Origin of the sequence: Spirosoma fluviale (genome assembly GCF_900230225.1) — a bacterium.
Classification (GTDB): domain Bacteria; phylum Bacteroidota; class Bacteroidia; order Cytophagales; family Spirosomataceae; genus Spirosoma; species Spirosoma fluviale.
The window spans coordinates 137,583-161,128 of record NZ_OCNH01000009.1; the positions used below are offsets into that span (position 1 = coordinate 137,583).

Consider the following 23,546-nt stretch of genomic DNA (forward strand, 5'->3'; position numbering starts at 1 on the left):
CAAGGCACTATGAAAAATTACTTGCTGATTGTCCTCGCTACTACGCTGGCTTTTACGGCTTGTAAGCCGGAGGAAACGGATAATACTACTCCGCCAACTGGGTCGAATAACGGGACACCAGTCGAAACAAGCCCCCCTAATTCGGCCTACCAGCCCGCCTTTGCCGGACAGACCCGGGTCGGTGGTGTACGGACGAGTACCGGTTTCCAGTCTCGGGTCGTTACTTCATCGTTGACTAGTCCCTGGGGCATTGCTGCGCTGCCGGATGGCCGACTACTCGTTTCCGAGAAAGCCGGTACAATGCGCATTGTTAACTCAACGGGTCAGGTAAGTACGCCAATAACAGGCTTACCCAGGGTAAATCCAGCGGGGCAGGGCGGTTTGTTAGGCCTTCGGGTAGATCCCAGCTTTGCTACCAACCGAATGGTGTACTGGGTGTTTTCCGAGCCACTGCCCGAGGGAAATGTAACGGCTGTAGCGAAAGGTCGTTTGGCTGCCGACGAAACCAGGATTGAAGATGCAACGGTCATCTACCGCGCCACCCCTGCTTATAATGGGACCCTGCACTACGGCGGTCGAATTGTCATCGATCAGGCGGGCAACTTGCTTATCAGCACGGGAGAACGTTCCGATCTTGTCACCCGGCCCCAGGCCCAGTCGCTGACCTCGGGGTTGGGTAAAATCATTCGCATAACCAAAGAAGGTGTGCCAGCGTCCGGAAACCCTGTATTGACCCAAACGGGAGCCCGCCCTGAAATTTACTCCTATGGGCATCGTAATCCACAGGGGCTGGCCATCCATCCCGTAACTGCTGAGTTATGGCAAGGTGAACACGGTCCGAGGGGCGGTGATGAATTGAATCGGGTGAGGTCTGGCGCAAACTATGGCTGGCCGACGATTTCTTACGGGATCGAATACAGTGGACAACGCATAGGGGAGGGGATTCAGCAGCGGGAAGGACTCGAACAGCCGGTTTACTACTGGGACCCGGTCGTATCGCCCAGCGGCATGACGTTCTATAGCGGCAACCGAATCCCGGAGTGGCAAAATAACCTGTTTATTAGTGCCTTAAGTGGAATGCACATTGTCCGCCTGGTAATCGAGAATAACCGAGTGGTTGGCGAAGAGCGGTTACTGGTAAGTGAGAACCAGCGTTTTCGGGATATAACCCAGGGACCGGACGGCGCGCTATATGCCATCACCGATCAGGGACGCTTGTATCGCATTGATCGGGAATAAAGGTAAAACTAAACCCTCGTTCTCCAGATACGTGCCTGAGAACGAGGGTTAGATCGACTAATGTTTAGCTTTGTCGCCTACCGACTAGGCGGTTGACGTGACAATCCGTTTTAACTGAATGTTTTCTACGGGCCGGATAACCAGCGGCACTTTTTCCACTTTTACCGAACTGCTGTCCAGGCCGAACCACTGGGCTTCGGGTGTTGTAAAGGATTTGATGGTAAAATACAGGTTCATAATGAATCGCTCTACGGCTGGCAACTCATTCTCGAACGAGAGAAACTTTTCCAGGACCACAAACCGAAAATCCCCAATTACGTTCTGTCGACTCAGTGATTCGTAACGACTTGTAATGTCGACCTCCTGGTTACGAACCATGTCTTCGATTACCTTACGAAAAAACAGGTTGACCCGCTGTTCGACCCGAAAGCCCAGCCGGAAGGTCACTTTGTAGGCATCATCGGGAGCAATGGTATTTACTTTGTATTCCATGGTGTAGGGATCGTCCGTAATATCGACGTGTACGAACCAGTAAATGTCGGCTCGCTTGGGTCGCTTCTGAAAGATCGAATAGATGATCTTGGATTCAATTTCCGACTGCCGAGCTGCATTGCTCATAAAAACAAGGTGGGTGGCATACTTGGGAATACTTATGTCCCGGCTGAGTTCCTTAATGGCCGGTACGTAATGGTCGATCCGGACGTATTCCGTCAGGCGCAGCTTGATCCGGAAGGCTTGCAACCAGATATACATGACCCCCGCAATGGTCGAACCAATCAGCACGGAGACCCAGCCCCCGTGAGGAAACTTGATTAGGTTGGCCACCAGGAAACTACCTTCCAGGCTCAGGTAAAGTGTCAGGAATAAAACGACCCACCAGGCCTGGTACTTGTGGGTATACAGGTAATAGGACATCAGTAAGGTGGTCATCAGCATAGTTAACGTGATGGCCAGTCCATAGGCGGCCTCCATATTGGCTGATTCGCGAAAGTAAAGCACCACACCCACACAACCGGCCCAAAGCAGAAAATTGATGCTGGGTACATAAAGCTGTCCTTTTTGGGCACTCGGATAGCGCAGTTGAACTTTGGGCCAGAAGTTCAGCCGAATGGCCTCGCTGATGAGCGTGAAGGAGCCCGTAATCAGGGCCTGGCTGGCAATGACCGTGGCGGCCGTAGCGATGCAAATGCCAATCGTAAGAAACCAGGGGGGCATAATGGCATAGAAGGGAATCCGGTCGTTAAGTGTTTGACCCGTCTGGCTCAACAGCCAGGCACCCTGACCAAAATAGTTGAGTAGCAGGCAGGCTTTAACAAATACCCAGCTTACCCGAATGTTGGCCCGGCCACAGTGGCCCATGTCGGAATACAGCGCTTCGGCCCCCGTCGTACACAGGAAAACGGACCCCAGAAGCCAGAAGCCACCCGGGTATTGGGTCAATAACCACCAGGCGTGGTATGGGTTCAGAGCGGCAAGAATAGCAGGTGCCTGGGCAATTTGCAGGCCTCCCAGCGTCCCCAGCATAATGAACCAGACCAACATGATCGGGCCAAAAGCCGTGCCCACTACGCTGGTACCAAAGCTCTGGATCAAAAACAGGGCGGTTAAAATGCCAATGACGATCTTAATAATAAGCTCATCAGTAATGGTTGGATATAATAGGCGCAGGCCTTCGACCGCGGAGGAAACCGAGATGGGCGGGGTAATGATACCATCGGCCAGCAAAGCCGCTCCACCAAGAATGGCTGGCAGGGTCAGCCAGCGGGCGTGGCGACGAATGAGCGCGTACAGGGCGAAAATGCCGCCTTCTCCACGGTTGTCCGCCCGTAAGATCAGGATAACATACTTGACCGTCGTTTGTAGGGTGAGTGTCCAGAATACACAGGATAAGGCACCTCGCACCACTTCGGCATCGATGCGATTATTGGGCCCGATAATGGCTCGTAAGGTATAGAGGGGAGAGGTACCAATATCACCATAAATGATGCCCATGGCCACCAATAACCCCGCTGCCGAAACAGTATCGAGGTTGTGTTTATTCGTCATAATTGTGTTTAATAGATCCAGCACGGAGCCTCATACGGATGACTTCCGCTGGCTAGTACCGACCAGATAATGTTTGGGATTGATTCGTTTGGGAAGTGCACAGCCATCCGGGCGCGCTGGAAATTAGCCGGTGATAAAATACCGCTTTTCACGCTACTAGTAATCATGTGAGCGAACTGTGGAACTGCCTGCCAATGGGATAGACTGCATCGTTGTAATCGACTCGTCGGTTGATTACCAGCAGTTGTGTTTAACGTTAGCTCATGGGCTATCCATTGCCAGACGATGACAGGCGAGGTCACCTGCCAAACAGACTGTTTGCTGGAAACGGATTTGAGAAGCAGAGAACCAGAGCGCTGCCCGGAGAATTAGGAAAAGGTTTGTCTAATTAAGCCATTGGCAACACCGGAGATAAATTCGCCTGAACCGGCTGAACAAGTCGGGGTTACCATGCTCACAAAAAAAGGGGATCGGGAGGGCGATTAAACGGGTAAGCGGCTTCGCCGGGCTGTTACGGTCAATCGACCGTAACGTCGAAACCGCAGTCGATTGAACGGAATTGGCGACATACTTGACGGGCACATAGGCCTCGCAGTAATCCCCTCGGGTATTGACGATTCGTTGAGTATTCACTTCAAGAGCTGAAATGAACAGACAGACGGTCAATACGTGTAAAAGCCAAAGACGCCAACCAGTTTTCACTGCGCAAAGATAACAATAGAACAGCTTTCATTGTCGATATGGCTACTATTCTTTTAAGCCGGTGGTCTTCTTAATGAAAAAGCACAATAGTTCTAAAATCTATAACAGGTAAGGCTGAACACGGATTTTGTGGCTGATCAGTTGAAGGCTGTGTACTGAACCGTCGATCGAAGTAAGGCATTTTTGCTGCTTTTTTGATGAGGCAACTTTCTCTAAACATCTTTCCTGTGTGGCCTGGACTATTTGTTCTGGCGTAATTGGTCAGACCCGTTTCCGGGTTGCTTGAAGGTGTAGTATCAATGCTTACTCAGACGTTCTGCCAAGATTTTAACGTCAATTTTCACCCCTGCTACGCTAGTGCGTGAATTGGTATTAATGAATTGAATATAAGTGAGTTAACTTATTTTAGATTTATGTAGACACTCTAAAAAGATAATTAAAAATAAAAATAGTAAAAAAAGCTTGACATAGTGAAATCAACTTTTACCTTTGTATTCAACATTGTTGAATTAAAATAAACCTTGTTATAGGTGCTCGTTTGAGCGCCCCGCCCTTTATCAAACATAGCTTGCCCTAAACCCTTTTCCTGTGTTTTTATGAAGCAAACTATCCAAAAGCCCCACGGGGGTTTTATGGCATTCCTATGCCTGATTCAGCCAGTAGTTATCCTGTTCTTCGTGGCCTGGGAAGCTCGTGCCGCAGATCCTGGCACGCCCGCAAACTCCCAGTCAAACCCGCAACTAGTTACTCATTCGTCGTCTGCAAAGGTTGCCAACAGCGTAACCCGCACCGTTGACCGGACTATTACAGGAAAGGTTATTGACGAGAACGACCAGCCATTACCGGGTGTCAGTATCGTTGTGAAAGGGTCAACTGTGGGTACGGCCACTAAATCGGATGGTACGTATGCATTGACTGTGAAAGAAGGCTCGGCAACGCTGGTTTTTTCGTTCATGGGCTACATTGCCTACGAGGTTGTAACGGGCAATAAAAGCGTTATTGATGTCAAGTTGCTGCCCAATGCCGAACAGTTGAAAGAGGTAGTGGTGGTTGGTTACGGCACCCAGCAGAAAAAGGATTTGACGGGTGCCGTGGGCTCCATTTCGTCCAAGGATATTGAACTGTCTACCATCAACACCCCGGACAAAGCCCTGCAGGGAAAGATTGCCGGTGTGCAGGTGCATACCAATTCACATGCGCCCGGTGGGGGTATTGCCGTTCAGGTACGCGGTACTGCCTCGCTGTCGGCCGGTGGGTCGCCCCTCTATGTCATTGACGGCATGCCCATCAGCAACGGTACGCAGACCAGTGCCAGCTCGGATATTGGTTCATTTGGGGGCGCTCCCAACCCGTTAAACTCCATTGATCCGTCTGATATTGAATCGGTACAGGTGCTGAAAGATGCCTCCGCGACCGCTATTTACGGATCACGAGCCGCTAACGGAGTGGTACTGATCACCACCAAACGTGGTAAGGCCAACCAGCACAACATCGATTATGATGTATCCGTCGGGGTTCAGGAAGCCCGGCGCAAACTTCCGTTTTTAAACGCACAGCAATGGGCGCAGCAGGCCAACGAACGGGCGACGTTGCTGGGGCGTACACCTACCTACACCGCTGCACAGGTGACCGCCTTCGGGCAGGGCACCGACTGGCAAAATGAGGTGTTTCAGTCGGCGCCCCGGCAGACTCATAAGCTGGCCTTTTCGGGGGGCGGGCAGAATCTGCGGTACCTGATTGGCGGCAATTACACCAACCAGGAGGGTATTTTGCCTGGTTCGAGTTTCAAACGGTATGGCACCACCATCAATCTGGATGCGGATGTCAGCAAACGGCTCCGGGTTGGCGAAAGCCTGCTGTTCAGCGTCACCGATCAATACACGGTTCCAACCGATACGAAGGGGTACGAAGGTATCTCCAATGTGATCAATGCCATTTACCTGGCTCCGCCCACCATACCGGCCCGCGATAGCCTTGGTCTGCCCAACAACCTGCGCAACTTCCCCCTCGGCAGCGGGCTGGAAAACCCGCTGACCATGACTGAACAGTACAAGCAGTTGAGCAATACGCTGCGCCTGATCGGTACGGCTTATGCCAATTACAACATCATGGATGGGCTGGATCTGGATATCCGGGTCGGGGCCGATATTCGGGACTGGCGTTATCATGAGTACTATCCCATCGGGTCCGAAGCGGCAGCGGGGGCGAGTGGTAAAGCCCGGCAGATTTCCATTCGAAACCTTAACATCAGCAACGCCAATACGCTGACCTACGCCAGAACATTCAATAGCCTCCATAAACTGAAAGTGCTGGGTGGATTCACCTACCAGCGGGAGAAAAATGAGTCGATGGACGCGTCGTCGTTTGGCTTTCCCAGCGATGTGTTTCAGTACTATAACCTCGGCCTGGGCAGCAGCCCCCAAACGCCGGGCAGCAACCAGAACGAATGGACCCTGATCTCGTATCTGGGGCGGGTAAATTACACCTTTAACGATAAGTATCTGTTTACCGCGTCGATTCGGGCGGATGGAAGCTCCAAGTTCGGGGTCAACAATAAATACGGTTATTTTCCCTCCGTAGCGTTTGCCTGGCAGTTGGGCGATGAGCCCTTCATCCGAAATCTGGGTGTGTTCGATCAGTTGAAACTGCGCACCAGCGTTGGACGAACGGGCAACGAATCCATTGGCGTATACCGGTCACTGTCACTCCTGGGAACGGCCTTTGGTACACGTAGTTCCTACGTTTTCGGCGGCTCGAAAGTGCCGATCGCTTACCCCAACAACATTCCTAACCCGGATTTAAGCTGGGAGAAAACGCAGGAGTACAATCTGGGTATCGACGTTGCCGTGTTCAAAAACCGGCTCAGCTTCTCGGTCGATGCGTATTACAAGAAAACGACCGATCTGCTGCTCGATGTACCTATTTCATCCCAAACCGGATTTAGTAGTGTACTCAAGAATACGGGCGCCATGCTGAATAAAGGCATTGAAATTGGGGTCAACAGTACCAATCTGGCCGGTAAACTGGGTTGGACAACCAACTTTAACATCTCCTTCAACCGCAATGAGGTCTTATCGCTCGGAGGGGCACCTTATCTGTACACTGGCTGGGTTGGGGGCGCGAACGTAACGCCCCACGATAAAAACACGGCACGCCTGGAGCCGGGGCGTTCGGTAGGTGAGTTTTACGGCTCTGTTTACGAAGGCATCTGGAAGTCGGCCGAAGAAATTAAGCAAGTGGGTACGATGCCAGCCGCTAAGCCCGGTGATATTCGGTACAAAGACGTGAATGGCGACGGGACATACAATACCGAAAGTGATGATGTATTCCTGGGTAACCCGAATCCTAAATTCAACTTTGGACTAACCAACGACCTCAGCTTTGGCCCGCTTAGCCTGCATGTATTCATGTACGGCGAGTACGGCAATTCGGTCCTTAACCTGGCCAAACAGCAGTGGCTGCTGGAGGGGACGGGCATTTCGGCCATGCGTCTGGACCGCTGGTCGCCCACCAACCCCAACGGCATCTATCCGGGAGCGGGGGCGTCCGTTCCCCAGCGTGTCAGCTCGATTATGGTCGAAGATGGCTCATTCCTCCGGGTTCAGACCATCGCGCTGACCTACCGGGTGCCGTCGTTCACCAAATTCATCAAAAATGCCCGAATCGGCATTGGCGTTGATAATCTGGCGGTTCTGACGAAATACACCGGCTACGATCCGGAGCTGAATTCTTACGGTTCCAGTAATACGACCAAAGGCATGGACCGCTACGGCTATCCATCCGCCCGCACGTTCCGACTTGATCTCAAACTGGGTTTCTAATTCCTAACCATCCTTTGCCATGCTTACTTTCTGTAAAACAAATAAAATAGCCTCCCTGTGCCTGGTGCTGCTTCTTCTGGGGAGTACCGCTTGTCAGGATGCCCTGGATGAAAAAGTCTATAGCCAGGTAGCCGTCGATGCATTCTACAAAACCAGCGACCAGGCCCAGTTGGCCCTGAATGGGGTCTACGGCCAATTGTGGAACGATACCTACCGCGATGGGCAGTGGGTAACGCTGGCCGATGTAACGGCAGGTACCCTGATCGGGGGCGGGTCGGCAAACGGCTCCGGCGACCGCTCTGGGGTGACCAATGATTTCAACACGTTTAGCTGGAAGTCCGATGCCCTCGAATTATCGACAACCTGGGACTACTTCTATAACGCCATCAACCGGGCGAACGTCCTGATCGACAAACTGGCCGTTTCAACAATTCCGAACAAGACCCGGCTGGATGGTGAAGCCCGGTTCCTACGCGCCCACTTTTACTTTAATCTGGTGCGTATATTCGGGGGCGTTCCTCTGCAAACCCAGGGTACGACCGATCTCAGCGAAGTCAATAAACCCCGCAGTACGGCCGAAGAGGTCTACGCCTTTATTGTCAAAGACCTGGAAACAGCCGTAACCGGGCTTAGCCCGTTCAGTCAAAGTGACCAAATCGCCGGTAAAGCCACCTCCTTAGCTGCTACTGCCCTGTTGGCAAAGGTCTATTTGCAACAAAAGCAATGGCAGAAAGCCGCTGCGGAAGCAAAGAAAGTGATCGACTCGAAGGCATTTGATCTGATGGCGGATTACGAGAACATCGTCAACCCGGACTTCCGTAACGGGAAAGAAATGATTTTCGCGATTCAACATGGCGGCAATGCCAACAGTACCTCGCAGCTCTACCAGACCCGGATGATCTACCTGTTCGGTCCACCGGCCATGTCGTTGCCAAACGGTACCAGCATTCAGTTTCACCTTCTGAAAGACCTGGTCATTTTTCAGGCACGTAAAGAGTTCTTTGCTAATTCGCCCGATACGTATCGCAAATGGTGGTCGGTGCGGGATAAAATGCCATACTATTACAAAAATGGTATCAAAGAACTGGTGCGGGATACCGTAAAGATGTATGCCCCTTTTTTGACCAAATTTAACCGGGTCGATTTTTCGACGGGGATTCTACGTGAAGGTGTCGATTACCCTCTAATCCGGTATGCCGATGTGCTGCTCACCTATGCCGAAGCCACCAATGAAGTGGGTGGCCCAACGGCCGAAGCCTACGAAGCCCTGAACAAAGTCCGGCGACGGGCGCGTGCCGTAGGAACCCCCAACGCGCAACCCGCCAGTATTTACCCTGATCTGACCGGGCTTAGCCCAGCCCAGTTTCGGGATGCCGTGCTGAACGAAGAAGCGCAGGAGTTTGTCGGAGAGGGGCACTATCGCTGGGATTTGATCCGGCACGACCGGCTCATCACCAACGCCAAGCAACTGGGTATTTCGGCCGCTGCGGATAAGCACGTTCTCTTCCCGATTCCGGCTCTTCAGTTAAGCCGAAATACCGCCCTCAAGCAAAATCCCGGCTATTAATCCAGCTTCCCTAAGCGGGTAGAATGGGTGTATTCCCGGTTTATCAATAATATTTCCTAATTCCTGTTTTTACAACTGTATGTACCAACGTAAACGAAATGCCCTGCTGAAGCTAACCGCACTCGGTATTGGTGTCTTTAGCTCACTCGCCACTGCCGATAGTATGGCGCAGAGCCCTACCCCGAAAACGACATCGATCAATGTCGATCTGACTAAAGAGAAAGGCCCGCTGAAACCAATATGGGCGTGGTTTGGCTACGATGAACCGAACTATACCTACATGAAGGACGGCAAGAAGCTGCTGACCGAAATCTCGAAATTGAGCAAGGTGCCGGTTTATGTCCGGGTTCACAGCCTGCTCGTTACGGGCGACGGAAAGGCCGCCCTGAAATGGGGGTCCACAAACGCCTATACCGAAGATGCTAACGGGAAACCGGTCTACAACTGGACCATCGTCGACAAAATTTTTGATACATTCATCGAGCGTGGCATGAAGCCCATTGCCCAGATCGGGTTCATGCCCGAAGCCCTGTCGACGCACCCGCAGCCCTACCGGCATCAATGGGACCCCAGTCACAAGAACTACGATATCTTTACGGGTTGGGCCTACCCGCCCAAAGATTACGAAAAATGGTCGGAGCTGGTGTACCAGTGGGTGAAACACTCGGTGGCCAAGTATGGCCAGAAAGAAGTGGAAAGCTGGTATTGGGAGCTGTGGAACGAACCCGACATCCCATACTGGAAGGGAACGACGGAGGAGTACATCAAACTCTACGACTACACCGCCGATGCCGTTAAGCGGGCGCTGCCCACGGCTCGTATGGGTGGCCCCGAAGTGACCGGTCCGCTGAGCGAAAATTCTCAGAAATTTTTCAAAGCGTTTATGGAGCATATCGTGAGCGGGAAGAATTACGTCACGGGTAAAACGGGTGCCCCCATTGATTTCATTACATTTCACGCCAAAGGAGCCCCTAAAGTGGTGGACGGTCATGTTCAGATGAATCTGGGAAAACAACTGCGGGATATTGACAAAGGCTTTGAAATTGTGGCTTCGTACCCCACGTTAAAAAACCTGCCCATTATTATTGGCGAGTCCGACCCGGAAGGATGCGCGGCCTGTTCGGAAGATTTCAATCCGCAGAATGCGTACCGGAATGGCACCATGTATTCAAGTTATACGGCGGCTGCGTATGCCCGGAAATATGATCTGGCTCAATCGCGCGGGGTCAATCTGGCGGGGGCGGTGACCTGGGCATTTGAATTTGAAGACCAGCCCTGGTTCCGTGGGTTCCGCGATCTGGCCACCAATGGTGTCGATAAGCCGGTCCTGAATGTATTCCGCATGTTTGGTATGATGCCGACTACCCGCGTCGAGGTGAACAGCGGCTTGGCGTATGACTACAATCGGGTTCGGGATGAGAGCGTACGCGCCGAGCCGGACATCAATGCGCTGGCCTCGAAAGATGCCAAATCGGCCGCCGTGATGGTTTGGAACTACCACGACGATAACGTACCCGTTCCCGACGCGCCCGTTTCGATTCAGTTGAAAGGCATACCGGGCAAAAAAGCGCTTGTCCATCATTACCGCATCGACAAGGAGTTCAGTAATTCCTACGAAGCCTGGAAAAAGATGGGTTCACCCCAAAAACCAACGGCTCAGCAGATCAGCGAACTCGAAAAAGCAGGGCAGCTTAAAGAGATGACCGCGCCAAAATCGGTTGCCGTTTCGAGTGGTGAAACAACCCTGAACTTTACCTTACCCCGTCAGGGCGTATCGCTGCTGACCGTCACCTGGAACTGACTAAATCGCTGATAATACTCCTTTTAACTTGGTTTTTAGGTCTTGTCTCTCGAAATATATTTACTTTCGTTCAACACAATTGACTATAAGTAGACAAAGGGAAATGATTGCAATCGAGAACAAGACCAACAACCTGAACTTAGGAGACCGGATTAAAATCCTGCGAATTAACCAGAATCGAACCCTTCAGGAAATCGCGGACGCCAGTGAATTGTCCAAAAGCATGATTTCCAAAATCGAGAATAATAAAACGGTGCCTTCGGTAGCGGCTCTTGTCAAGATTGCCAATACCCTGGGCACCACCATCTCCAATTTGCTTGAACATGATGGCTGGCTGAATGCCATTGTGACGTCCCGCCTGAAGGCCGAAGAGAGCCTGACGCAAACGGATAAAGGGTACTCCATTTATCCTTACGCGTCGGAATACCACGAAAAGAAAATGCAGCCGTTTCTGTTTGTGGGCAAAAAAGGCGAAGTCAAACCGCACGAGCTGTCGCACGAGGGCGAAGAGTTTATCTACGTCATTCGGGGGCAGATGAAAATGCAGGTTGGCGAGGTTGAATACCAGCTCAAAGAAGGCGACAGCCTTTATTTTAACTCCTCCCTGAAGCACGGTATTCTGCCGACTTCCGATGAGGTAGCCTATTTAGACATATTTGTTTAACGTAATCAGAATTCATGAAAATTCGTGCCGTCAGAACGAAACTCTATCAATGGAACGGGCCGGTAAAAACCGGAGATACCATCTTTGCGACACCCCTCAGCCCGCTTCACTTTCAACAGGATTCACAGGCCGCTTTCCGGTTTTTTAGCTGGCTGGTCGTCGAAATTGAAACCGACGAAGGCCACATCGGTATTGGCAACGCGGGCCTTTGCCCCGACGTCACCAAGAAGATCATTGATAGCAAACTGGCGTCGCTCCTGATTGGTGAAAACCCGCTCAACACGGAATACCTCTTCGAGAAAATGTACCGGTCGACTGTGGCCTATGGTCGGAAAGGGGCTGTCATTGCGGCCATCAGCGCCCTGGATATTGCTTTGTGGGACATTAAAGGGCTGGTCTTCAATCAACCGGTGTTCATGTTGCTGGGCGGGCGCGCCAAACCCCATATCGAGACCTATTACAGTCGGTTGTATACCCGTGATCTGGACAGCCTGCAAGCCGAAGCGGCTCACTATAAAGCCGAAGGGTTTACGGGTATGAAGCTGCGCTGCGGCTATCCGCTGACAGACGGTCTGGCCGGATTGAAGAAAAACGTGGAGATGGTTCGGGTGGTGCGGGAAACCGTGGGCGATGATGTGGACATAATGCTCGAAGCCTACATGGGTTTCAATTTTCCCTACGCCAAACAACTCCTCAAAGCGCTGGAACCTTACAACCTGCGCTGGGTTGAAGAACTAATGCTGCCCGACGAGATTCAAAATTTTGCCAAGCTCAAACAGTACACGGATATTCCGCTGTCGGGCGGGGAGCATGAATACACGCGCTACGGCTTTCACGATCTGTTGCAGACTGGTGCGCTGGATATTTTTCAGTTCGATACCAACCGGGTTGGCGGCTTTACCGAAGCCCAGAAAATATGCAACATGGCACTGGTGCATGGTGTCGAGGTCATTCCGCACGGGGGGCAGATGCACAACCTGCATGTCGTGATGAGTTCCTTTGCCTGCCCCATGGCCGAGTATTTTCCCCAAACGGAGATCGAAGTCGGCAACGAAATGTTCTGGTACATTTTCGACGGCGAAGCCATCGCCGACAACGGTAAACTTCAACTCGACGATACCAAACCTGGTATGGGCCTGACGCTGAAAACCGAGGGGCTGGAGCACTTTACCATTATTGAATAACCAACCTGACTGAACATATTATGGAACAACTATCGGTGGAACGCAGTATTTTAGACCTCTTCAAGCTGCACGGCCAAACGGCGCTGGTGATAGGCGGGAACCGGGGGCTCGGTTTGGCGATGGCGCAGGGACTGGCGGAGGCCGGTGCCAATATCGTGATCGCGGCCCGCGACGAAGCCACGAATCTGCAATCTGAAGAAGCGATCAAATCGGCCTATGGTGTCGATTGCATCAGCACTACCTGCGACGTAACCGCCGAGCAGAGTGTGAAGCAGGCGGTCAGCCGGGCTGTCGAGGAGTTTGGCAAAATAGACATCCTGATCAATTCGGCGGGGATCAACATTCGGGGCGCCATCGAAGATCTGTCCCTCGACGATTTCACAAAAGTGCAGCAGGTCAACGTCACGGGCACCTGGCTGGCCTGCCGCGAAGTGATTCCGGTCATGAAACAGCATGGATACGGCCGGATCATCAACATCGGCTCCATGCTGGCGCTGACGGCCATTCCCGACCGAACTGCCTATGCGACCAGCAAAGGAGCCATTCTGCAACTGACCCGCGCTTTGGCGATGGAAGTTGCCAAAGAAGGCATCACGGTCAATGCGATTCTGCCGGGGCCTTTCGGTACCGACCTGAACCTGCCCTTGCTCAATGACCCCGTCAAATACCAGGCGTTTATCGACAAAATTCCGATGGGCCGCTGGGGCGAACTGCATGAGATCAGCGGGATGGCGCTCTACCTCGCTAGCCGGGCGTCGAGCTACGTAACCGGTTCGTGCTTTTCGGTCGACGGTGGCTGGGTAACCCAATAGTCCGTCTCGTTCGTAATGCCTAAAAAGCTGTTTGCGTCTACCGCAAACAGCTTCTAAATCCTTTCCCTTACCTTCATGGAAACCATACGATTAGTGCAACTGTCGAATGCTTCGCAGCAACGGCGGGTTGCGCTGGTGCAGGAACCGTTGTTGCAATTTTTGCAGAATACGACGTCGGTCTACGCACTGGCACACGAGGCAATTCAGTCAAATCAAGCACTTACTGATCTGATCCAGAGTCGTTTGTCAGGCGAGACGATTGACTACCAATCCGTGTACGACGGCCAAAGCGACTGGCAGCTACTTCCCGCATTTGATCACCCCGACGGGCCGTTCGGCTGCATGGTTTCGGGTACGGGACTGACCCACAAAAACAGTGCCTTGAACCGGCAGATGATGCACCAGTCGGCGACCGAAAAACCCACCGACAGCATGCAGATGTACCAGTGGGGCGTAGAGGGAGGCTCCCCGGAAGCAGGCACTATCGGCGTGCAACCCGAGTGGTTTTATAAGGGAAACGGCGCGGTCCTTCGCGCGCATGGACAGTCGCTGGAAGTGCCCGCATACGGCAACGATGGGGGAGAAGAACCCGAAGTCGCCGGGGCCTACATCGTGGACGAAGCCGGAACCCCCCGGCGAATTGGGTTCTGTACCGGCAATGAGTTTTCGGACCACGTGATGGAGAAAAAGAATTACCTCTATCTGGCTCCCTCCAAATTGCGGCAGTGTGCCCTGGGGCCTGAACTGGTCATCACCGATCAGTTCAGCGAGTGGACGGGCACGGTGAGCATCAAGCGCGATGGCACGACTGTCTGGTCGTCCGACATCCGGACGGGGGAGAAAAACATGGCCCACAGCCTGCAGAATCTGGAGTACCATCACTTCAAATACGAAGCGCACAGAATCCCTTTTCAGGCGCACGTTCACTTTTTTGGGGCCGACGCGTTCAGCTTTGGGGCCCAGGTGGCCTTACAGGATGGCGATTTAATGCATGTTCACTGGGAAGGGCTGGGCCGGGCCCTGCAAAACCCCATCAGGCTCGCCAGCATTCCCGAACAACTACAGCCCATTCAGGCCCTATAAGACTAATCCGTTCGAGTCAACTCTCCTAAGCCCTTTACGTTCATGGATATGCAATCAGGTTTGGTGAATGGCGCTCAACCGCTGAAAATGCGTTGGGTTATGGTGGGGCTGGCGTTTCTGGCCACCGTCCTGAACTACGTGCATCGCCTGTCGTTCAATTACCTGAGCGCCGACGGTGATCTACGGAAACTCATTCCCGACGATGCCTTTGGCTACATTGGAACGGCATTTTTTGTCGCCTATATGCTCTCCAATGCGTTTTCGGGATTTGTGATCGACCGGCTGGGTACGCGGGTGGGCTATGCCCTGTGTATGGCCTTCTGGACGAGCGCGGGATTGATTCATGCCTTTGCCGTTACCCCCCTGCAATTCGGGGTCTGCCGGTTTCTGCTGGGTATCGGCGAAGCGGGAAACTGGCCGGCGGCTATCAAACTAACCAGCGAATGGTTTCCGCCCAACGAGCGGTCGACCGCTTCGGGGATTTTCAATAGCGGCTCGGCGCTGGGTGCCGTTATCGTGCCGCCCATGGTGGCTTATCTGGGGGTTGAATATGGCTGGCAGGCCACGTTCATTATTCTGGCGGTATTCGGCTATCTGTGGCTGGCAATTTTCTGGTTCACCTATTACACGCCCGAAGCCACGGCGAAAGAGGCCAAAGCCCGGATCATTCCGCCCCTGAAGCTGCTCAAAACCCGCTTCGTGATCATGTTTACGTTGTCCAAAACCTTCATGGACCCGGTCTGGTACTTCGTCACGTTCTGGATCGGGCGTTATCTGGTGGATGTTCACCATTGGGACCTGAAACAGATTGGCTGGTACGCCACCATCCCGTTTATCATTGCCGACGTGGGCAATCTGGTGGGTGGTTATTTCACGCAGTACATCATTAAGCGGGGCGTCCCCATTCCCAGAGCCCGTAAAATTGCCGTTGCCCTCGCGGGCTCCATTATGGGGGTATCGCTGCTGTTAGGCCCGTTTGTCATTACAACGCCCTTGTCGGCCCTGCTGATTTTTGGCATGGCGGGCTTTGGATATACAGCTTACACCGCTAATTCGCTGGCGTTTCCGGCAGATGTGGTGCCCAAAAGTGCGGCTGCCTCGGTGTGGGGGCTGGCCTGCGTGGGTACGGGTCTGGGCGGAGCCTTATTCCAGTCGCTGTCGGGGATAGTCCTGAAAAGTTACGCGGGCAGTTTAGGGTATGCAGCGGCCTACAATATCCTGTTTATTGGCTTTGGCGTGGTGGCGTTGATCGGGCTGCTGATCATGATGCTGTTTATGGGGCCGCTCGTCAAAAACAAGGAACTTCATCAATACGTCGAAGGCGATACGGCTCCCGTATTCCAGGCTTGATTCTTTACGAAACCTATCATGCGGAACCAGTTGGTTCATAGCAGGCTACCGCCCTATGATTCAGTCTGGTTCCGCTTTTAGTTTAAAAATGTTCTATTTTTTTCTCAAATAACACAAATCAATGTAAGTGAAAGAGCAGAGTTACTCGTCTTGTGTAGGTAAGACGATAATGACCTGGTTCGACATTGCTGGTTTATCCTGTACTGAAATGGCGCTAACGGAGAAAAAAGACCCTAATGAACTGTCCCCGATACGCCGTATTGGGCCTTATCAGGAGAATACACGGGAGTTCGCTATGGTGCCGATGACTAACGATGAGCTCTTCCTGAAGAACGCGATGGACCAAAACCCCGAAAAGGGGGTGGAGTTGTTGTATCGGCGTTATTTTCAGCCGCTCTGCAACCACGCCATCAAGTATGTCGGGTCGAAAACCATTGCCGAAGATCTGGTCTCTGATGTGTTCTTCGAGTTTTATAAAACGGGCGCTTTTGCCGGTATTCAGTCGTCGTACCGGTTTTACCTCTTTCGGGCGGTACGCAACCGGGCGTTCAGTTATGTGAAGTGGGAGTTGAAACGGGTCGAGCCCTTCGAGGAAAAACATGATTTCGACTTTTCGGCGGCCCAGGGACCCGACGCGATCAGCCAGTTCGAGGAAATGTTTCAGGATGTTCAAAACGCCGTGAACACGTTGCCCATACAACGGAGAAAGATTTACCTCATGAACCGGTTTGAAGGGAAACGTTACCAGGAAATTGCCGATGAACTGCAACTGTCGGTCAAAACCGTTGAAGTGCAACTGTACCGGGCGAATAAATTTGTGCGGGCACTGCTGAAGGAAAAATGGTTTCTGGCTTTTATCGCTTTCCTCATCGACTAACTATTTACACCCGGCTGTAAGTGGAATTCCGGTTTCACTCGTCTTCCCAACACAAACCCCGCAACCATGAAGTCGACCATAACAAAAGAACTGCTTTTTCAGCATTTTTCGGGGAAGACCTCGGCCATGCAAAAGCAACTGATTGATGAATGGGCGCGGGAGGTAGCGAACGAAGAGGTGTATTATCAGTGGCTGGAAGAGTACGAAAATTTACATCCGGAATACGAAGCAAACGTAAGCGGTGCCATTGATCGATACAATGATTTCTTGAAACAACGGCAACGCGTGCCAACCGCCGACGCGCCCGAAACTGTCGTGGTCAGCATCCGACCGAACAGATGGATCTGGGCGCTGGCAGCGGCCACGGTAACGGCTATCGTCTATTTTATTCTGCTCCCGAAAAGTGATTTCTGGCGGTACCAAACCTACCGAACCAACTTCGGGGAAACGCAAACGCTCAAACTGGAAGATGGCAGTACGGTGGTTCTCAATGCCAACTCCCTGTTGAAAGTGCCGCGCTGGGGCTTCGGCGAAAAAAGCCGGGATGTGTTTCTGGCAGGAGAAGCGGAGTTTTCGGTGAAGCACCTGCCCGGCCATCAAAAATTCGTCGTTAAAACGGGCAAGCGATTCGATGTGGAAGTGCTGGGTACGGAGTTCACCGTTTTTGCCAGAGCCAGAGGGTCCAAAGTGGTGCTGAATAAAGGGAAAGTGCAGTTAAATGTCAGCGTTGGCAACCAAACCCGGCAGATGCTGATGAAACCGGGCGACCTTATTCTGCTCGATAATGAGAACCATGCCCTTCGCAAAACAACGGTACAGCCCGAAGTCCATGCCGCCTGGAAGGGCCATCGGTATATCTTCCAGCAAACCACCCTACAGGAAATCATCTATTTGCTGGCCGAAAACTATGGAATTCAGGCCGAAGCGACCGATAAGGAATTGCTCGGACAAACGCTCTCCGGAACGTTTACGGCTAAAAACGCCGACGAGTTGCTGGAGCTGATTCAGGGGGTGCTGGATTTGACCATCACCCGGAAAGACAATAAAGTGCTTATCTCACAGACGAAATAACAACCTATCAACCCTTATTTTTATGAAAAAACAACTTTACCCAGGTTGGCTGGCTACCGCTTTGCTTATAGGCTGGATAAGCAGCCGGGAAGGGTTTTCCCAATCCGCTATGGCGTATGCCGGACAGACGGCTAAACCCAGCCAAACCGTTCAGCGGCTTAAAAATATACCACTTCGCGATGCACTCAACACCCTGAAAGATCAGTACAAAGTCGATATCGTGTTTGGTGACCGGGCTGTACTGCCTTTCTCGGTAGCCAGTGAAGAGCTGGATTTTAGACAATCCATCGAGAAAAACCTATCTAAAGTACTGCGGTCGAGTGGCTTGACATTTCGAAAGATGCAGAACGGATCGTATATGATTCTGGGGAAGGGGGAAAAAGTAAGCGTTACCGACACCCCGCTTAAACCGGTTGAATCTACTTCCAGGGAGCAGCCTGCGGCTCAGCAGAGTCCGAAGCTAACGGAAGCTCCCACCATAAAAGTAGCCGTCAAACCAATAACGGGTACGGTAACGGATGAAGCCGGGGGTGTTTTGCCGGGGGTGAGTATTCTGGTGAAAGGCACCCAGCGGGGGACCGTTTCTGACCCAAATGGGAATTACGAAATAGAACTGCCAACCGGTAGCGAAACACTGGTGTTCTCGTTTGTTGGATATGTGACGCAGGAAGTGGCGGTGGGAAATAGAACCGCTCTTAACGTTTCGCTTGCGGCCAGTGCGGTATCGCTCAATGATGTTGTGGTGGTAGGATACGGGGTTCAGAAAAAGAAACTGGTGACGGGAGCCACCGTTCAAATAACCGGGAATGATCTGGTCAAGCAGAGTACGGTGTCGCCCTTTACGGCCATGCAGAGCCAGTCGCCGGGCCTCTCAATCACGAAAAACTCCGGTAAACCCGGCAGTGATTTCAAAATAAACATCCGGGGGCTGGGGACCATCGGTAATGCCAGTCCGCTGGTTATCATCGATAACGTGGTGGGTGGCGACCTGAACATGCTCAATCCGGGCGATATTGAGTCCATCGATGTGTTGAAAGATGCAGCCTCGGCCGCTATTTATGGCTCCCGCGCGGCCAATGGCGTCATTCTGGTCAAAACGAAACAGGGTAAAAAAGGCAAACCCCGGTTAAGTTACGATGGGTTTGTCGGTGTTCAGAACGTGGCCAAATACGTAGACGTGCTGAATGCACAACAGTACATCGAACTGGAAAATGAGAGCTATCAGAATATAGGATCTCCCGTCCCGAACTGGACCAATCTGGTGCCCGACTATAGCCGGGTACAGCAGGGGTGGACAGGCCCCAACTGGCAACGGGAGTTTACGAACCGAAACGCACCCATCCAGAATCACACCCTGAACTTAACGGGGGGCTCTGACTATTCGACCTATTCGCTGGGGATGTCCTATACCTCGCAGGAAGGCGTGTATGGACAACCAAAGGCTCCGCTCTACGATCGCTATTCGTTCAGGTTGAACTCAGAGCACGTCATTTACCGAAACTCGTCGTTCGATGTCGTTAAGCTGGGGGAAAACATCCTGTACAATTTCGTTGATCAAAAGCGGAATGGGATCGGAACCGGCGACATTAACTGGAATGATATTCGGGGCGTCATTAGCATGCACCCGTTGATGTCGGTGTATGACAATACCGGAAACTATACCAAGGCCATTCCCTGGGCCGAGGCTATCAACCCACTGGGGAGCTACGACTACCAGCGGAGCAACAATGAATCCCAGTCACACAATATCCGGGTAAACCCTTACCTCGAAATACAACCCCTGCTGGGGCTAACATTCAGAAGTAACTTCGGCTTCAAATACAGTTCCGGAGCCTCCAGAAGTTACACACCCGCGTATGACCTGGGTGGGCGGAGCAGGCAGGACCTCGACAAAGTTGATCAGGGTCTTTCTACCGGGTTTGGCTATGTGCTGGAGAACACCATCAATTACCGGACAAGTATCAACAATGCGCACAATATCAATGCGTTGATTGGTCAGTCGATCGAAAAGAATGGCCTGGGTACGTCTGTTAGCGGCAGCAACCGGGGTTCCGTATTTAACTCGTTCGAATACGCGTATCTGAACAACGTGAAGACACTGAACCCGTCAAATTTAGCTATCAATGGCTCTCCCTGGGGTCGTAGTGCCATTCAGTCTTTCTTTGGTCGGCTCAACTACGACTATAAGGAAAAGTACATGGCCTCGATCATCATGCGGGCCGATGGCTCGTCCAATTTCGCTCCCGACAAACGGTGGGGCTACTTCCCGTCGGTAGCGGCAGGGTGGACGATCACCGACGAAGATTTTATGAAATCCACTCGCAACGTGGTCGACTATGTTAAGCTTCGGGCCAGTTGGGGGTTAAACGGAAATCAGGCTATCTCTCCGTTTCAGTACCTGTCTACCTATAGTTTCTCGGGAGCTAATTACTACTTCGGCCCCGAAAAAAACAGTGTCGATGTCGGTGCGTACCCGAGTATCCTGCCCAATCCGAATGTGACCTGGGAAAAGTCGGAACAGTTGAATATTGGCTTCGATTCCCGATTCTTCCGGTCCCGGTTTGGCATCGTGATGGACTGGTACACCAAAACAACCCGCGACTGGCTGGTGCAGGCACCGGTACCTGCCGTGTGGGGTGGAGCCGCGCCATTCATCAACGGGGGTAATATCGAAAATAAGGGCATCGAGCTTGTGTTGAGCTGGAATGATAAAGTCGGAGATTTCCGATACAGTATCAACGCCAACGCAGCCTTGAACAGGAATAAAGTAACCCGGATTGCCAATACGGAGGGGATCATTGAAGGCAGTTCCACCATTTTTTCCACCGCCGACCGCAGTAGTTTTTACCGGGCGCAGGTAGGGTATCCGATTGGCTATTTCTACGGCTATCAGACGGCAGGCGTTTTCCAGAACCAGGGCGAAATTGATGCGTATACGGGCGGGAAACTACCGAACACAAAACCCGGCGACTTGATCTTCGTGGATACGGATAACAACAAGATCATTGACTCACGCGACAAAACGAATATTGGCGATCCTAATCCTGATGTAATTTTTGGTTTGAACCTGGCGATGGATTACAAAGGCTTCGATTTCTCGTTGTCGGGCAATGGGGTGGCCGGTAACCAGATCGCGTCAAACTTGCGCTCGGCCGAAAAACTGTATGCCAACTGGCCTTCCGTTTATTTGGGTCGCTGGCATGGCGAAGGGACCTCCAACCGGTACCCCCGACTGGCAGCAGGGTCAAGCCCAAACTGGGGCTGGAACAGTGATATTTACGTGGATAATGGCGACTTTTTTCGCATCCAGTCTGTAGCGCTGGGCTACGATTTCAAAAAGTTGATGCCCGGTATTCCGCTTACCCAGGCCCGCCTGTATGTGGCCGTGAACAACCTGATTACGTTCACCAACTACTACGGAGCAGACCCCGAAATAGGCTACGCCAACGAAGGCTGGTCGAAAGGGATAGACGTTGGATTTTACCCAAGCCCGCGCACAGTAATGGTTGGCCTTAACCTGAAATTTTAACCCCGAAAATCACCATGAAAAAGTACATATACCTGTTTGTGCTCCTCTCGTTTATAGCATCTGGCTGTAGCGACTTTCTGGACACCAAGGACTTACTGAATAAGAACGACCAGAATTTTCCGGCCAACGAACAGGAGTTACAAAACTCGCTGGCATCCATTTACCAGAAAATGGCCGCCGAGCAGTGGGGCGATTTCTTTATTGGCACAATAGCCTCTGACGAAACCTTTGGCGGGGGCGGACCCGACGACTTTCAGTCGATGGCGGTAGACAGGCTCAAGAAAAACAACGAGAACATGCTGAGCTCAACCTGGTCGAACTATTACACCGGTATATTCCGGGCCAACAAACTACTGGAAAATACCGCAAAAGTGAGCGGTGTTTCTACCGCGAGTATGAATCAGATAAAAGGGGAGGCTCATTTCATGCGTGCCTGGTTCTATTTTAGCCTGGCCCGGATCTTTGGGGAGGTTCCCGTCTTTACCAAGGCTGAAAGCGTTATAAAGCCAAAATCGGCCGCAGCTGAACTGTACGGGCAGATTGCCCTTGATTTGAAAACAGCCATCGAGTTGTTCCCGGCAACGGCTTTTACGGCCATGCCGGTCAGTCAGTTGGGTCATGCCAACAAGTGGGTTGCCGAAGGGTTGCTGGCACGGGTATTCCTCTTTTATACCGGGTATTACCAGAAAGCCGAACTGCCGGTGGCGGGTGGCGGGGCCATCACCAAAAGTCAGGTTGTCACGTACCTGGACGATTGCATCAGCAAGAGCGGACACGCATTAGCGACCGATTTTCGTGAATTGTGGCCTTACACCAACAAATTCACCGTCGACGATTATGCCTTTACGGCGGGGAAAAACCTGAAGTGGACGGGCGAAGAAGGAGGCAATAAAGAAACTGTTTTTGCCATTAAGTTCGGTAATCTGGGCGACTGGGGTAACTCCTACCAAAACGCTATAAACACAGCGTTCAGCTTGCGTGGTCAATCGAATAATAACGCTGATTGTTTTCCGTTTGGCGCGGGTTGGGGGCAGGGCACCGTGAACGCGCGTTTGGTCGATCAGTGGAAACAGGACGAGCCCAAAGATCCTCGTATTTTTATGTCGGTTCTCAACGTAGATGATCCGGCCGAAGGGATAAAAAAATACGAGGAAAACGGGTGGGCGCAGATCAATGATACCCACTACTTCGTCAAAAAGTACACGACCATTATGGCCTGGAAAAACAAGGCAGCACGCACGGTTTTTCCAAGTTACACGAACCCCTTATACGGATCGGCCGAGGCAACGTTTATCCGCGAAAGTCAGGATTTGGTGTTACTCCGTTTCTCGGATATTCTGCTGATGCATTCCGAGCTTACGGGAACCAACACCGGCCTGAACCGGGTGCGAAACCGGGTCGGCTTACCGTCAGTAGCGTATTCGCTGGAGGCATTGCAAAAAGAACGGCGGCATGAACTGGCGTTTGAAGGCGTTCGCTACTATGATCTGCTCCGATGGTACGGCAAAGGAGCCGGTACAGTCCTTCAGTCCAACCAAAATGGAGTATCAGTCCTGAACTCGAACGTAAAAGCGACCATGAGTTTTGACATCGTTGACCGGATGAATGCAACGGGTGGTTTCTGGCCGATTCCCAACAGTGAAATCCTGATTTCCAACGGCGTTCTGGTACAGAGTCCCGGCTGGAACGGCGGCAATTCCAGCCTGTAAAAATGGACTAACTAACTGACCTTACATGGCTGGGTAAGGTCAGTTATTTTTGGTTAACTGATTCAAGTTGATCAAATTAACCCTCAATTTT

15 protein-coding genes are annotated in these 23,546 nt (G+C 52.0%); 13 read left to right on the forward strand and 2 right to left on the reverse strand.

Features of this window, described 5'->3' with window-relative positions:
• Positions 1-9 precede the first annotated feature (9 nt).
• Positions 10-1,239, forward strand: coding sequence for a PQQ-dependent sugar dehydrogenase (locus CRO74_RS29815; RefSeq protein ID WP_097131719.1), 1,230 nt, complete (start codon positions 10-12; stop codon positions 1,237-1,239).
• A gap of 84 nt (positions 1,240-1,323) precedes the next feature.
• Here CRO74_RS29815 and CRO74_RS29820 read toward each other — a convergent pair whose 3' ends face one another.
• Both CRO74_RS29820 and CRO74_RS31410 read right to left on the reverse strand, forming a co-directional pair.
• Positions 1,324-3,285, reverse strand: a complete 1,962-nt coding sequence (locus CRO74_RS29820; RefSeq protein ID WP_097131746.1) for a KUP/HAK/KT family potassium transporter — start codon at positions 3,283-3,285, stop codon at positions 1,324-1,326.
• A gap of 384 nt (positions 3,286-3,669) precedes the next feature.
• The gene (locus CRO74_RS31410; RefSeq protein ID WP_144036003.1) at positions 3,670-3,918 is read right to left on the reverse strand and encodes a hypothetical protein; all 249 of its coding nucleotides are present in this window, start codon (positions 3,916-3,918) and stop codon (positions 3,670-3,672) included.
• A 665-nt stretch (positions 3,919-4,583) separates the two neighbouring features.
• On the opposite strand from CRO74_RS31410, the gene CRO74_RS29825 reads away from it, so the two are divergent.
• The 12 genes from CRO74_RS29825 to CRO74_RS29880 all read left to right on the forward strand — a co-directional run bounded on the left by CRO74_RS29825 (position 4,584) and on the right by CRO74_RS29880 (position 23,455).
• Positions 4,584-7,808 (forward strand): SusC/RagA family TonB-linked outer membrane protein, encoded by a 3,225-nt coding sequence (locus CRO74_RS29825; RefSeq protein ID WP_097131748.1) that lies wholly within the window; start codon positions 4,584-4,586, stop codon positions 7,806-7,808.
• Between the two features lie 19 nt (positions 7,809-7,827).
• Entirely contained in the window at positions 7,828-9,375 is a 1,548-nt protein-coding gene (locus CRO74_RS29830; RefSeq protein ID WP_097131750.1) for a RagB/SusD family nutrient uptake outer membrane protein, read from the forward strand.
• Between the two features lie 163 nt (positions 9,376-9,538).
• Positions 9,539-11,176 carry a GH39 family glycosyl hydrolase gene (locus tag CRO74_RS29835; RefSeq protein ID WP_245878031.1) on the forward strand — a complete coding sequence of 546 codons (1,638 nt, stop codon included), beginning with the start codon at positions 9,539-9,541 and terminating at the stop codon, positions 11,174-11,176.
• Positions 11,177-11,279: 103 nt separating this feature from the next.
• Positions 11,280-11,840 carry a helix-turn-helix domain-containing protein gene (locus CRO74_RS29840; protein ID WP_097131754.1) on the forward strand — a complete coding sequence of 187 codons (561 nt, stop codon included), beginning with the start codon at positions 11,280-11,282 and terminating at the stop codon, positions 11,838-11,840.
• 14 nt (positions 11,841-11,854) lie between these two features.
• Positions 11,855-13,024: an enolase C-terminal domain-like protein gene (locus CRO74_RS29845; RefSeq protein ID WP_097131755.1), complete on the forward strand. Its 1,170-nt coding sequence runs from the start codon at positions 11,855-11,857 to the stop codon at positions 13,022-13,024.
• 20 nt (positions 13,025-13,044) lie between these two features.
• The gene (locus CRO74_RS29850; RefSeq protein WP_097131757.1) at positions 13,045-13,836 is read left to right on the forward strand and encodes an SDR family NAD(P)-dependent oxidoreductase; all 792 of its coding nucleotides are present in this window, start codon (positions 13,045-13,047) and stop codon (positions 13,834-13,836) included.
• Between the two features lie 75 nt (positions 13,837-13,911).
• Complete coding sequence (gene araD1, locus CRO74_RS29855; RefSeq protein ID WP_097131758.1) at positions 13,912-14,919, forward strand: AraD1 family protein; 1,008 nt, start codon at positions 13,912-13,914, stop codon at positions 14,917-14,919.
• Between the two features lie 42 nt (positions 14,920-14,961).
• Positions 14,962-16,269 (forward strand): MFS transporter, encoded by a 1,308-nt coding sequence (locus tag CRO74_RS29860; RefSeq protein WP_097131760.1) that lies wholly within the window; start codon positions 14,962-14,964, stop codon positions 16,267-16,269.
• Between the two features lie 169 nt (positions 16,270-16,438).
• The gene (locus CRO74_RS29865; protein ID WP_245878029.1) at positions 16,439-17,146 is read left to right on the forward strand and encodes an RNA polymerase sigma-70 factor; all 708 of its coding nucleotides are present in this window, start codon (positions 16,439-16,441) and stop codon (positions 17,144-17,146) included.
• Positions 17,147-17,212: 66 nt separating this feature from the next.
• On the forward strand, positions 17,213-18,217 hold the full coding sequence (locus CRO74_RS29870; protein WP_097131762.1) for a FecR family protein: 1,005 nt from the start codon (positions 17,213-17,215) through the stop codon (positions 18,215-18,217).
• 22 nt (positions 18,218-18,239) lie between these two features.
• The gene (locus CRO74_RS29875) at positions 18,240-21,746 is read left to right on the forward strand and encodes a SusC/RagA family TonB-linked outer membrane protein (protein ID WP_218840251.1); all 3,507 of its coding nucleotides are present in this window, start codon (positions 18,240-18,242) and stop codon (positions 21,744-21,746) included.
• A 14-nt stretch (positions 21,747-21,760) separates the two neighbouring features.
• Positions 21,761-23,455, forward strand: a complete 1,695-nt coding sequence (locus CRO74_RS29880) for a RagB/SusD family nutrient uptake outer membrane protein (RefSeq protein WP_097131764.1) — start codon at positions 21,761-21,763, stop codon at positions 23,453-23,455.
• Positions 23,456-23,546: the final 91 nt, after the last annotated feature.

Excerpts from the sequence above, each read along its gene's own strand:
- CRO74_RS29815 (WP_097131719.1), top strand. The coding sequence starts at position 10 with ATGAAAAATTACTTGCTGATTGTCCTCGCTACTACGCTGGCTTTTACG.
- CRO74_RS29820 (WP_097131746.1), bottom strand. The coding sequence starts at position 3,285 with ATGACGAATAAACACAACCTCGATACTGTTTCGGCAGCGGGGTTATTG.
- CRO74_RS29825 (WP_097131748.1), top strand. The coding sequence starts at position 4,584 with ATGAAGCAAACTATCCAAAAGCCCCACGGGGGTTTTATGGCATTCCTA.
- CRO74_RS29830 (WP_097131750.1), top strand. The coding sequence starts at position 7,828 with ATGCTTACTTTCTGTAAAACAAATAAAATAGCCTCCCTGTGCCTGGTG.
- CRO74_RS29835 (WP_245878031.1), top strand. The coding sequence starts at position 9,539 with ATGGCGCAGAGCCCTACCCCGAAAACGACATCGATCAATGTCGATCTG.
- CRO74_RS29840 (WP_097131754.1), top strand. The coding sequence starts at position 11,280 with ATGATTGCAATCGAGAACAAGACCAACAACCTGAACTTAGGAGACCGG.
- CRO74_RS29845 (WP_097131755.1), top strand. The coding sequence starts at position 11,855 with ATGAAAATTCGTGCCGTCAGAACGAAACTCTATCAATGGAACGGGCCG.
- CRO74_RS29850 (WP_097131757.1), top strand. The coding sequence starts at position 13,045 with ATGGAACAACTATCGGTGGAACGCAGTATTTTAGACCTCTTCAAGCTG.
- araD1 (WP_097131758.1), top strand. The coding sequence starts at position 13,912 with ATGGAAACCATACGATTAGTGCAACTGTCGAATGCTTCGCAGCAACGG.
- CRO74_RS29860 (WP_097131760.1), top strand. The coding sequence starts at position 14,962 with ATGGATATGCAATCAGGTTTGGTGAATGGCGCTCAACCGCTGAAAATG.
- CRO74_RS29865 (WP_245878029.1), top strand. The coding sequence starts at position 16,439 with ATGACCTGGTTCGACATTGCTGGTTTATCCTGTACTGAAATGGCGCTA.
- CRO74_RS29870 (WP_097131762.1), top strand. The coding sequence starts at position 17,213 with ATGAAGTCGACCATAACAAAAGAACTGCTTTTTCAGCATTTTTCGGGG.
- CRO74_RS29875 (WP_218840251.1), top strand. The coding sequence starts at position 18,240 with ATGAAAAAACAACTTTACCCAGGTTGGCTGGCTACCGCTTTGCTTATA.
- CRO74_RS29880 (WP_097131764.1), top strand. The coding sequence starts at position 21,761 with ATGAAAAAGTACATATACCTGTTTGTGCTCCTCTCGTTTATAGCATCT.